Below are 11,037 nucleotides of genomic sequence, written 5' to 3' on the forward strand. Positions count from 1 at the left end.
CTGAGTGGTTTTTTGCCTACCGAAGTAGTCCGTACGGGAATCGAACCCGTGTTTCATCCGTGAAAGGGACGTGTCCTAACCCCTAGACGAACGGACCATTATTTATTTTGGTGGCACAAAGGTAGGCTTTTCCCTTTTAAATCCAAACTCCTGATTCAAAAAAAGCGTATTTTTTTCTAATTTATTTTCGCTATTTTAGCCTTATCATTGAAACTGAACCCCTTATGGCAAATGTAAAACCTTATTCCCGACTGTCTGATTTTGACGTGGCGCTTTTCCTAAATGGCAAACACACACGCCTTTACGAAAAATTAGGTGCATTCGAAATCGAACACGAAGGAGAAATCGGAACTTTTTTTGCCGTTTGGGCACCTAATGCAGAAGCGGTTCATGTGATCGGTAATTTTAATTTTTGGGATAAATTTTCGCATCCCTTGATGAAACGCTGGGATGCATCCGGAATTTGGGAAGGATTTATTCCCGGAATCCGTAATGGCGAAACCTATAAATACGGCATCCAAGCCAAATCCGGCGAATATTTAGAAAAACTTGACCCCATGGGCCTGTTTTGCGAAACTCCTCCCAAAACCGCTAGCATCGTTTGGTCTACCTACAAAGAATGGAACGACGCGCCTTGGATGGAGAACCGCAAAGCCAAAAATGCCTTGGACGCTCCCATGTCCGTTTATGAGGTCCATTTAGGCTCTTGGCAAAAAACACTCGATGATCAATACCTGACCTACGACGATTTCGCCGACAAACTTGTTGCCTATGTCAAAGAAATGAATTTCACCCACGTGGAATTCATGCCGGTCATGGAACATCCCTACGCGCCGTCTTGGGGATATCAAATTACCGGATACTTTGCGCCTTCGTCTCGTTTTGGCGACCCACAAGGCTTCATGCGCTTGGTAGAACGTTTTCACCAGGAGGGCATTGGCGTTATCCTCGACTGGGTTCCCTCCCACTTTCCGGGCGATGCACACGGACTGAAAGATTTCGATGGTACTCCTATTTACGAACATCCGGATCCGAGGAAGGGGTATCACCCCGACTGGAAATCCTATATTTTCGATTACGGCCGCACCGAAGTCCGCAGCTTTTTATTATCCAACGCCGCATTTTGGTTAGAGCGCTACCATGTTGACGGATTACGCGTAGATGCCGTGGCATCCATGCTTTATCTCGATTATTCGCGTAACGACGGCGAATGGATTCCAAATGAATTCGGCGGAAACCATAACCTGGATACGATCTCATTCTTACAGGATCTCAATGTACACATGTATGGAGAATTCCCTGATATTCAAATCATTGCAGAAGAATCTACATCCTTTAATGGGGTAACCAAACCGGTCTTCATGGGCGGTTTAGGCTTTGGCCAAAAATGGATGATGGGCTGGATGAACGATACGCTTCGCTTCTTCCAAAAAGATCCGATTTACCGCCAACATCACCTCAATGAGTTGACCTTCTCCCTGATTTATGCTTTTACGGAGAATTTCTGCTTGCCGCTTTCACATGACGAAGTGGTGTATGGTAAAAATTCCTTGCTCAATAAAATGCCAGGGGATGATTGGCAGCAATTTGCGAATCTCCGACTCCTATTTGCAGAGCAATTCACACATCCAGGTACGAAATTAATCTTCCAAGGGGGTGAATTTGGCCAAAGAGAAGAATGGAATCATAGTGTGAGTCTTGATTGGCATTTGACCGAATATGCGCCACACAAAGGGATTCAGGAGACGATGAAGGCGCTTAATAAACTCTATCGCGAAGAACCTGCTTTATACAAAAAGCAATTTTCACACGAAACCTTTGAATGGTTAGAATCCAATGATCAAGGAAATTCCGTGGTTAGTTTCTTACGCAAGGGTGAAACCAACAAAGAAACCTTGATAGTTATCTTGAATTTAACACCAGCACCACGCGAAGATTACCGCATTGGGGTTCCTTTGCCAGGTGTTTGGAAGGTATTGTTTAATTCCGACAAAGGTGAATTTGGAGGCTCCGACTACCCTACGAAAGGCGCTGTTATGACAGAAGAGTATGGTTGGCACGGCAAAGCATTCTCGATATCAATCAACCTCCCTCCTCTTTCTTGTTTAATCTTAAAGGCTTAATACAAAAGGGCGGAAACAATAAAGACTCAGAAAAATTCCGAGCCTTTATTCAATCCGCCTAAGTAGTATTTTTATAAATAAGCCCGTTCAGAGGCTCTTTAAATCAAAATTGTACACAAAAATACTACTATATTTCAATTATTGAAATTTGTCGGCAGAAAATTTATACTATTCAAATAATTAATGTTTTTTCGCCAAGATATCTTCCATGTCGGAGAGCTCTACTTCCAAAGCTTTGGTCGAAATCGTTATCTCCCAAGCGCTCAACATCAATGCGACGCTCATTCCTAACAAAGCAATTCCGAAAAACCAGCGCGCAACCAATTGCATCTCGAAGAAGATAAAAAACATACATATAACGCTCAGAATCAAACTGACGATCGCGATGATTTGCATGTTTTGAATTAATTTCATGCGTAAACGCAAGTTTTCGATTTGTTTCAAAATCGAATCGTCGGGGTTTTGTTGGAACTTCTCATGCAGCCCACGAATCAGTGAAGCCATGGACATGAAACGATTCGTGAAAGCAATCATCAACAAAGAAACCGTTGAGAATAATAATGCGGGAGTACCTATGCCTAATTCCATCTTATTTGATATAATATTCGTCTAAATACATCGACATTTCTTCTTGAATCTTCTTCGCCTCGCGTTTCGCATCAATCGCAGGATTGTCCCCTGCATAGATAATTCCACGGGATGAATTCACCAAAAGACCCACGCGGGAATTCATGGCATATTTAGCAACATCTTCTAAACTACCTCCTTGCGCGCCCACACCCGGAACCAAGAAGAAATTATCAGGTGCAATTTCACGCACCTTTTGCAAGAAATCAGAGCGCGTAGCGCCGATTACGAACATCATTTCCTCCGGAGAACCCCAACTCTGGGCTAAGCGCATCACGCGCTCATACAAAGGGATGTAATCTTCCGACTTCGTCATTTGAAAATCATGACCACCTGGATTGGATGTTAAGGCTAATAAAATGACCCATTTATCTTCAAAACGCAGAAAAGGTTCCACAGAATCATGCCCCATATAAGGTGCGACAGTAACAGAATCGAAATTAAATCCAGCACAACTTGGATCAAAAAAGGTTTGTGCATATTTATAAGCCGTATTCCCAATGTCCCCGCGTTTCGCATCGGCGATGGTAAATACATCCTTTGGCATGTATTCCATCGTCTTTTGCAAACTCTCCCATCCTTTTGGACCAAAGGCTTCGTAAAAGGCGATATTCGGTTTGTATGCTACCGCGTAATCAGCTGTCGCATCAATCACCGCTTTATTAAATGCAAAAACAGGATCTGCCTCTTTTTGAAATGCCGTAGGAATTAAAACGGGATCCGTATCCAAGCCCACGCATAGAAATGAGCGCTTATTTTCTATATGCTTAACTAATTCGGTTGAATTCATGGTGATTTAAGAAAAGGCATTGTATTAATGCCTAAATATCGATAATTTTGGCACAAATTAAGGCCTTTCCTAGGCAATATCAAACAAAGGAATTTATTTTCTATGCAATTTATCCAGCACGATCTACCCGGAATTATTGAATGTATCCCCACAAAATTTCATGATGACCGTGGTCATTTCTACGAATCCTATAACCAAACGCGTTTTGCTGCAAATGGGATTCCTGAAAACTTTGTGCAAGACAATTACTCCTACTCAACAGCTGGCGTTATTCGTGGACTTCACTTCCAAAAAGAACCGCATGGCCAAGGAAAATTGGTTCGTTGCATGACAGGTAAAGTGATGGATGTTGTGGTCGACTTACGTAAGAGTTCACCGACTTTTGGCCAACATGGAACTTACATTCTCGATGCGGAAATAGGTAATATGCTGTATGTTCCCGTAGGTTTTGCCCATGGCTTTGTGGCCTTGACAGACGCCATTTTTGTATACAAATGCACTGATTTCTGGAACAAAGAGGCAGAATCAGGAATCCGTTGGAATGACCCAACCTTGAACATTGATTGGGGCGTTGATCATGCCATTGTATCGGATAAGGACCAAATATTACCCCTATTTGACCCAAACGAAACAATATTTAAGTAATTTTCATACCTTTGCAACAATGACTCGCAAGCTGATTTTATCAAGCCCATTATTGGAAATAACCATCTCAAGGTTATGCCAAGAGCTCATTGAAAATCAAATCCAAGGTATAGAAACGGTCATTTTAGGCCTTCAACCCCGCGGAATTTATTTCGCAGAACGTATCGCCGCCGAATTAGGCAAACAATTAAATACCACTTTCCCTGTTGGCCGCTTAGACGCTACCTTCTTCCGCGATGATTACCGTCGCCGTGATACGATTGCACCTAATTCAACAGACATTTCCTTTTTGATCGAAAATAAACGTGTCATTCTGGTGGATGATGTGTTGGCAACCGGTCGGATGGTACGCGCCGCTTTGGATGCGATGAACTCCTTTGGCCGACCAGCAAAAGTCGAACTATGTGTCTTAATTGACCGTATATATAACCGAGATCTTCCCATAAACGCAGATTATGTAGGCAAAAGTGTGAATACACTTCCTACTGAAAAAGTACTCGTAGAATGGAAAGAGCAAGGACACGAAGCAGATAAAATTTGGTTAATTACCCAATAACAATATGTTGAAATCGCCACACTTATTAGGAATCAAAGATTTAGATGAAGAATCTATTCACCTAATCGTTAAAACGGCTAAAGAATTCAAAGAAGTTCTCAACCGACCGATTAAAAAAGTTCCTTCTTTGCGTGATGTTACGATTGCCAATGTATTCTTCGAAAACTCTACTCGTACCCGTTTATCTTTTGAACTTGCTGAAAAACGTTTATCTGCGGATACGATAAATTTTTCAGCTTCTGGTAGTTCAGTCAAAAAAGGAGAAACACTACTTGATACAGTGAATAACATCCTAGCGATGAAGGTGGACATGATTGTCATGCGCCATGCAAGTCCAGGTGCACCGCATTACTTAGCGAAACATATCAAAGCGAATATAGTCAACGCCGGCGATGGAACGCATGAACACCCAACGCAAGCACTGTTAGATACCTATTCCTTACAGGAAAAATTAGGGGATTTGGCAGGAAAGAACATCGCCATTATTGGAGACATTCTTCATTCACGTGTCGCTCTTTCGAATATTTATGCCTTGAAAAAACAAGGAGCCAATGTCCGCCTTTGTGGACCTAGCACCTTGATTCCGAAGCACATACAATCACTTGGCGTCGAAGTTTCCCACGATGTAAAAAGCACATTGCAATGGTGTGATGCTGCGAATGTCTTGCGTATTCAGTTGGAGCGCCAACAAATCAAATACTTCCCAAGCTTACGTGAGTATTCTCAATTCTTTGGAATCACACGTCAAATGTTGGAAGAATTACCCAAAGAAATCGTCTTGATGCATCCAGGCCCGATCAATCGTGGAGTGGAATTAAGTTCCGATGCGGCAGATTCCCCTCATTCGATTATTTTAGATCAAGTAGAAAATGGCGTGGCGGTTCGGATGGCGGTGTTGTATTTACTTGCTTCGCGCGGCTAATAAATCCTTATAGGCTTCGAATAATTGATTCCCTGTGATTTGATTTCCACAGGCATAATGACCTAATGGACATGATTTTTTCCCGTGGTCACCACAAGGCCTGCATTCCAGATTTTTAACCTCAACAATTCGATTCCAAGAAGCCAAAGGCCCAAAGCCAAAAGCAGGTATCGTTGAACAAAATATCGCAACCGTAGGCGTATCTACCGCTGAACAAATGTGCATCGGTCCAGAATCATTTACAAAAGACATCAAACTATTTTGATAGATTCGAATCGCATCGACTAAGCCATGATTGCCAGCTTCATTGATAATCAAGTTCTCAGAACAGGCCTGCTCTATTTCCTCGGCCAAATGAACTTCATTCGGCGCACCCATTAAAACCACAGGCTGCGATGCGGGCAAAAGCTTAATGAAGTCAATCCAAACGCGAACAGGTGTCCGTTTCGTTTCCCAAACAGATCCGGGAGAAATACAGATATAATCTTGGACAGACAAAATGTTGTCTCCTGGAAGCGACAAAAAGGGCTTATAAACATTTGGTCCTAACCAAGAAGTTAATAATGCCGTATTGCGTTCTGTTTCATGTTTACCATTTCCCCATTCATGCATCACACGTTCCGTAAAGAACCAAGACAACGGGTTTTTATCGAATCCAATGACCTTTTTAGCGCCAATGGACAAACTCAATAAACCCATACCAAAGAATCGTTGGGCCACAAATACCTGATCAAAGCTTTCCGCTTTTAAATCCTTTTGTAGCGATTTCCAAGAAGCCCATTTATGCTTTTTATCATAAGCCCAAACTTTGGTAAGATTCTTGTGAGGATACGCTTGAAAAATGGATTCATTCCCTTTACGGACTAATAAATGAATGGATGTTTCCGGGGATTCGAGGCGAATTTTCTCCAACAAAGAACTAATCAGAATGGCGTCCCCAAGGAAAGCCGTTTGAATAATAAGTACTTTGTTTGACATGGACATGAAAGAAATATGCGTGATTCGGCATAAAATTAGTTAATTTTGAAATCTTTTGCGCTACGATTATTTATGAATTCAATTCAGTTAACAACTTTGGACAATGGGATAACGATTGTTCACCGACAAGTACAACATACCGAAATTTCACATTTGGGAATTATGTTGGACATAGGCAGTCGGGACGAGTTGGACAATGAACAAGGATTAGCGCATTTTTGGGAACATTTAGCCTTCAAGGGCACCCAAAAGAAGAACAATATACAGATCATAAATCGTCTCGAGGTAATCGGTGGTGAACTGAATGCCTATACGACAAAAGAAAAGATCTGTTTTCACGCATCGGTTTTAAGTCCCTATTTCGAGCGGGCTTTGGAATTAATCACCGACATCACCTTTCATTCGACATTTCCAGCGAAGGAAATCGAGAAAGAGCGCAGTGTGATTTTGGAGGAAATGTCCATGTATTACGAGGCTCCAGAGGATGCAATACAAGATGATTTTGATGAATTATTGTTCCCAAATCATTCCTTGGGTGTTAATATTTTAGGCATGAACAAAACCGTTAATTCATTCAAAAAGAAAGACTTAGACGCCTTTATTGCACGCAATTTGGATACGAGTCGGATTGTTATTTCGTCGATCGGTAAACACAGCCACGACAAAGTATTTAAATGGGCTGAAAAGCATGTGGGTCAAATTCCGGTTAAACGGAATCAGGTTAAACGCATTACGCCCCCAAGCATGTTGCCCGTAGAGCGCGTGACAAAACGGGGATTAAATCAATCGCATGTGGCTTTAGGCCGACAATCCTACGCAATCAAGCATCCCGATCGCTTGGCATTTTTCATGTTGATCAATTTATTGGGCGGGCCTTCCATGAATTCCTTGTTAAATGTTTCCATTCGCGAAAAAAGGGGCTTAGTTTATTCCATTGAGGCTAATTTCACCTCATATGTTGACTCGGGTTTTTGGGCGATTTATTTTGGAACGGAATCGAACCAGGTGAATAAATCGATCAAATTGATCCACAAGGAATTCGATAAATTAAAAGACCGCAGTTTAAGTCCGGCGCAATTATTGAAGATTAAATCCCAATTAAAGGGCCAAATGGCCATGGCGGAGGAAAGCAATTTGAATTTCATGTTGATGATGGCAAAAAGCCTTCTGGATCGTGAGAAAATTGAAACAATCGAGGAGATTTTTGAGCAAATTGATCTGGTTTCTTCTGAGCAATTACAAAGCTTAGCGCAGGAAATGTTCCAGTCGGAGCAATTAAGTTACTTGATATTTGAACCCTAATTCCGGTGCATCTTTACCTGCATATTCCCTTTTGTCATCAAGCCTGTCACTATTGTGATTTTCATTTTTCTACGCGATTGTCTGGAAAAGCGGCATTAGTTGAGGCTTTGATCAAGGAAATCGAACTGCAAAAAGACTACTTAGGGGCACGCGAATTATCGACCATTTATTTTGGAGGCGGAACTCCGTCGGCCTTAAGTCCTGATGAATTATCAGCCATTTTTGCAGCCATACACAAGCATTTTGAGGTATTAAAGGGGGCAGAAATCACCTTGGAAGCCAATCCGGAGGATTTAACACCCGAATACCTGTCGGCCTTAAAGGAATTAGGCGTGAACCGACTGAGCATTGGAATTCAATCATTTCACGCAGCCAATTTGACTTTTATGAATCGGAATCATGATGTCTCACAAGCTCAAAAATCCATACAGGATGCGCAAGAAATCGGTTTAAACAACATCAGCATCGATATAATTTATGGAATTCCATCGAACGATTTGGACATGTTGGAACAAGATCTTGCGGCCGCAGTCGCCACAGGAGTCCAACATATTTCGGCCTATAGTTTAACCATTGAACCGAAAACGGTTTTTGGTCATCAGTTGAAGAAAGGCATTTTACAGGAAACGCCCGAGCAACACATGGCCACAGCCTTTGAATTCACACATCAATATTTAGAAAAACAGGGGTTTACGGCATATGAGACGTCTAATTTTGCCAAACCAGGATTTGAATCCCAGCATAATTCGAGTTATTGGAAGCAGGAATCGTATTTGGGAATTGGACCGGCGGCACATAGTTTTAATCAAACGACCCGACAGTGGAATGTGGCAAATAATGCGATTTATGTCAAGCAGATAGCCTCAGGTATTATTCCTGCGGAAGTGGAAGAATTAAGCCCGGAGAATCAAATCAATGAATATATCATGACCCAACTGCGCACGCATTGGGGAATGGATATGGGTTATTTGCGGGAGCGCTTTGCAGCCATAGAAACACCCTTTCCTGAAAATGAGATTGCCTCTTGGATTAATCAAGGCTTTGCGGTGATTGAAAACGATCGACTAAAGCTTGTGGGCCAGGGGAAATTGATTGCAGATGGATTGGCGGCGGAAATATTTATTGTCGGCGAATAAACGCTATGGCAAACCTTTCAGGATTGCCATAGCTTGAGACGAATGTAATTCGTCGATTCCCAAGCCATCAATCTTCGGGATTAAAACAATCAAAAGGTCTATCCTCCCAATCACTTCAATCTTAGCTCATTTTTTGTATTTTTGCCTTCACAACAAGACTGAATTTACCCAATGGCCAAACGCGTCGACCTTAGCAACACTTCCCGCTCCACACCTCGTGGCAACAAGTTCGACCGATTAAATAAATCCCCTAAAAAAGGGTCATCTTCCTTCTTTAAAAAAATAGGCCGACTACTATTATACATTTGGATCAGCACCATCGTGGCCGTTGTCCTTTTCAAATTTGTTCCCGTTTACTTCACTCCTACGATGGCATCGCGCAAAATCAATGCGCTTATGGATGGAGAACCAAGCAAAATTCATAGCCAGTGGACTTCATACGAAGAAATCGACCGGAATTGTCCATTAGCCGTCATAGCATCGGAAGATCAATTATTCCCTGAACACCACGGTTTTGATTTTGAAGCGATGGGTACAGCGCTAATCAAAAACCAAAAAGGGAAACGAATTAAAGGGGCGAGTACGATTTCCCAACAAGTTGCCAAAAACGTATTTCTTTGGCAGGGTCGCTCCTATTTTAGAAAGGCCTTAGAAGCCTATTTTACTGTATTAATTGAGTTCATCTGGGGAAAAGAACGCATTATGGAGGTCTACTTAAATGTCGCAGAAACAGGTAAAATGACCTTTGGCGTCGAAGAGGCTTGTCGGCGATATTACGGCCACACTTCGGCCGAAGTAAGTACTACTGAAGCAGCCAGAATCGCCGCCTGTCTACCTAATCCCATTCGCTTTTCAATTAAAAACCCTTCGGGTTATGTCAGCAAACGCACATCTTTCATTAAACGTCAAATGAGCGCTTTGGGAGGCAAGAAATTCCTAAGAAACTTATAGTAATTCGATGGCAGGGTCCCAGAAATGGGATTTAAAATCAAGTATTTGATCATCTTGAACGCGAATTCCTTCGGCAGCTAGCAATTCTTGCATCCGATCGCCACCAAAGAAATTCTTTCCGGTTAATACTCCATTCCGATTAACCACGCGATGCGCAGGAATGTCCGCAAGCGTATGCGATGCATTCATCGCCCAGCCCACCATGCGAGCTCCGCCTTTCATTCCTAAATAAGCAGCAATCGCACCATAGGATGTTACTCGGCCCGCAGGAATCTCGCGAACAACCTGATAAATTAAATCAAATGAATTAGTCGAGGTAGACATTAATCTAATTGGCGTTCTTCAATCTCACGCTCTAATTCCGCATACCATTTTGTTCCGAATTTACGAATCAAAGGATCCTTCAAAAACTTGTAGACAGGCACGCCTAATTCCTTTCCATGCGAACAAGCATCAGAACAAATAGTCCAACGCTCATAATTAATCGCCTGATATTCAGCTAATTTTTGAATACGAATCGGATATAAATGGCAAGAAATTGGCTTACGAAAATCGGTTTTACCGGCAAAATACGCCTGCTCAATCCCACATTTCAAATAGCCTTTCTCATCGTAAATCGCATAAACACATTCACGCCCCGCGATAATCGGAGTCGAATAATCCCCATCAGGTTCTAAAATATAATTTCCTTGCTTCGCTAATTCCGATAAGCCATCTTCCGACAAAAATGGTTTGATTTCATCTTGAATTCGATCCAAAATGGCTAATTCATCTTGCTCCAAAGGTGCTCCCAAATCCCCTTCCACACAACAAGCTCCTTTGCATTTTGTCAAATCACAGACAAAATACTCATCTGCCACATCTTCACTAATAACTGTATCGTCAATTAATATCATAGAATTCAAAATTTATACAAAGGTAAAGCTAATTCCACGATGCGCAATAAAAAGCAAGGGCTTCCGTTAAATGAAATATTTTGGTAATTTTACAATTGCATCAATAAAAAA

Annotated in this window: 12 protein-coding genes and 1 tRNA gene; 7 read left to right on the forward strand and 6 right to left on the reverse strand. The window is 41.9% G+C overall.

The window, feature by feature from the left end:
• Positions 1 to 25: 25 nt before the first annotated feature.
• A tRNA-Glu gene (locus V7S75_RS03165) sits at positions 26 to 97 on the reverse strand.
• Positions 98 to 224: 127 nt separating this feature from the next.
• Between V7S75_RS03165 and glgB the strand changes: the two genes are divergently transcribed.
• Entirely contained in the window at positions 225 to 2,123 is a 1,899-nt protein-coding gene (glgB, locus tag V7S75_RS03170; protein WP_459511290.1) for a 1,4-alpha-glucan branching protein GlgB, read from the forward strand.
• Between the two features lie 180 nt (positions 2,124 to 2,303).
• Here glgB and V7S75_RS03175 read toward each other — a convergent pair whose 3' ends face one another.
• On the reverse strand, positions 2,304 to 2,711 hold the full coding sequence (locus V7S75_RS03175) for a DUF2721 domain-containing protein (protein ID WP_377977124.1): 408 nt from the start codon (positions 2,709 to 2,711) through the stop codon (positions 2,304 to 2,306).
• A 1-nt stretch (position 2,712) separates the two neighbouring features.
• Positions 2,713 to 3,540, reverse strand: a complete 828-nt coding sequence (pyrF, locus tag V7S75_RS03180) for an orotidine-5'-phosphate decarboxylase (RefSeq protein ID WP_459511291.1) — start codon at positions 3,538 to 3,540, stop codon at positions 2,713 to 2,715.
• 102 nt (positions 3,541 to 3,642) lie between these two features.
• Between pyrF and rfbC the strand changes: the two genes are divergently transcribed.
• The 3 genes from rfbC to V7S75_RS03195 are packed head-to-tail and all read left to right on the forward strand — an operon-like array spanning position 3,643 to position 5,663.
• Positions 3,643 to 4,185, forward strand: coding sequence for a dTDP-4-dehydrorhamnose 3,5-epimerase (rfbC, locus tag V7S75_RS03185; RefSeq protein ID WP_459511292.1), 543 nt, complete (start codon positions 3,643 to 3,645; stop codon positions 4,183 to 4,185).
• Between the two features lie 19 nt (positions 4,186 to 4,204).
• On the forward strand, positions 4,205 to 4,741 hold the full coding sequence (gene pyrR, locus V7S75_RS03190; RefSeq protein WP_459511293.1) for a bifunctional pyr operon transcriptional regulator/uracil phosphoribosyltransferase PyrR: 537 nt from the start codon (positions 4,205 to 4,207) through the stop codon (positions 4,739 to 4,741).
• Between the two features lie 4 nt (positions 4,742 to 4,745).
• The gene (locus tag V7S75_RS03195; RefSeq protein WP_459511295.1) at positions 4,746 to 5,663 is read left to right on the forward strand and encodes an aspartate carbamoyltransferase catalytic subunit; all 918 of its coding nucleotides are present in this window, start codon (positions 4,746 to 4,748) and stop codon (positions 5,661 to 5,663) included.
• Here the strand turns inward: V7S75_RS03195 and V7S75_RS03200 are convergent.
• Positions 5,643 to 6,641 carry a glycosyltransferase family 9 protein gene (locus tag V7S75_RS03200; RefSeq protein ID WP_459511297.1) on the reverse strand — a complete coding sequence of 333 codons (999 nt, stop codon included), beginning with the start codon at positions 6,639 to 6,641 and terminating at the stop codon, positions 5,643 to 5,645. The two genes, V7S75_RS03195 and V7S75_RS03200, sit on opposite strands and share 21 nt — an antisense overlap.
• A 72-nt stretch (positions 6,642 to 6,713) precedes the next feature.
• Between V7S75_RS03200 and V7S75_RS03205 the strand changes: the two genes are divergently transcribed.
• The 3 genes from V7S75_RS03205 (at position 6,714) to mtgA (ending at position 10,030) form a co-directional block, all read left to right on the forward strand.
• Entirely contained in the window at positions 6,714 to 7,943 is a 1,230-nt protein-coding gene (locus V7S75_RS03205) for a M16 family metallopeptidase (protein WP_459511299.1), read from the forward strand.
• A 5-nt stretch (positions 7,944 to 7,948) separates the two neighbouring features.
• Positions 7,949 to 9,079, forward strand: a complete 1,131-nt coding sequence (gene hemW / locus V7S75_RS03210; RefSeq protein ID WP_459511301.1) for a radical SAM family heme chaperone HemW — start codon at positions 7,949 to 7,951, stop codon at positions 9,077 to 9,079.
• Between the two features lie 171 nt (positions 9,080 to 9,250).
• The gene (mtgA, locus tag V7S75_RS03215; protein ID WP_459511303.1) at positions 9,251 to 10,030 is read left to right on the forward strand and encodes a monofunctional biosynthetic peptidoglycan transglycosylase; all 780 of its coding nucleotides are present in this window, start codon (positions 9,251 to 9,253) and stop codon (positions 10,028 to 10,030) included.
• On the opposite strand, the gene V7S75_RS03220 is transcribed toward mtgA, so the two are convergent.
• The gene (locus tag V7S75_RS03220; protein ID WP_459511305.1) at positions 10,025 to 10,354 is read right to left on the reverse strand and encodes an MGMT family protein; all 330 of its coding nucleotides are present in this window, start codon (positions 10,352 to 10,354) and stop codon (positions 10,025 to 10,027) included. The two genes, mtgA and V7S75_RS03220, sit on opposite strands and share 6 nt — an antisense overlap.
• Positions 10,354 to 10,926, reverse strand: a complete 573-nt coding sequence (locus V7S75_RS03225; RefSeq protein WP_459511307.1) for a DUF3109 family protein — start codon at positions 10,924 to 10,926, stop codon at positions 10,354 to 10,356. The genes V7S75_RS03220 and V7S75_RS03225 overlap by 1 nt, the downstream gene beginning before the upstream one ends.
• Positions 10,927 to 11,037 lie beyond the last annotated feature (111 nt).

It is taken from the genome of Aquirufa sp. TARAVU-A1A, from assembly GCF_054558675.1.

Coding starts and splice junctions, on each gene's coding strand:
- glgB (WP_459511290.1), top strand. CDS start 225: ATGGCAAATGTAAAACCTTATTCCCGACTGTCTGATTTTGACGTGGCG.
- V7S75_RS03175 (WP_377977124.1), bottom strand. CDS start 2,711: ATGGAATTAGGCATAGGTACTCCCGCATTATTATTCTCAACGGTTTCT.
- pyrF (WP_459511291.1), bottom strand. CDS start 3,540: ATGAATTCAACCGAATTAGTTAAGCATATAGAAAATAAGCGCTCATTT.
- rfbC (WP_459511292.1), top strand. CDS start 3,643: ATGCAATTTATCCAGCACGATCTACCCGGAATTATTGAATGTATCCCC.
- pyrR (WP_459511293.1), top strand. CDS start 4,205: ATGACTCGCAAGCTGATTTTATCAAGCCCATTATTGGAAATAACCATC.
- V7S75_RS03195 (WP_459511295.1), top strand. CDS start 4,746: ATGTTGAAATCGCCACACTTATTAGGAATCAAAGATTTAGATGAAGAA.
- V7S75_RS03200 (WP_459511297.1), bottom strand. CDS start 6,641: ATGTCAAACAAAGTACTTATTATTCAAACGGCTTTCCTTGGGGACGCC.
- V7S75_RS03205 (WP_459511299.1), top strand. CDS start 6,714: ATGAATTCAATTCAGTTAACAACTTTGGACAATGGGATAACGATTGTT.
- mtgA (WP_459511303.1), top strand. CDS start 9,251: ATGGCCAAACGCGTCGACCTTAGCAACACTTCCCGCTCCACACCTCGT.
- V7S75_RS03220 (WP_459511305.1), bottom strand. CDS start 10,354: ATGTCTACCTCGACTAATTCATTTGATTTAATTTATCAGGTTGTTCGC.
- V7S75_RS03225 (WP_459511307.1), bottom strand. CDS start 10,926: ATGATATTAATTGACGATACAGTTATTAGTGAAGATGTGGCAGATGAG.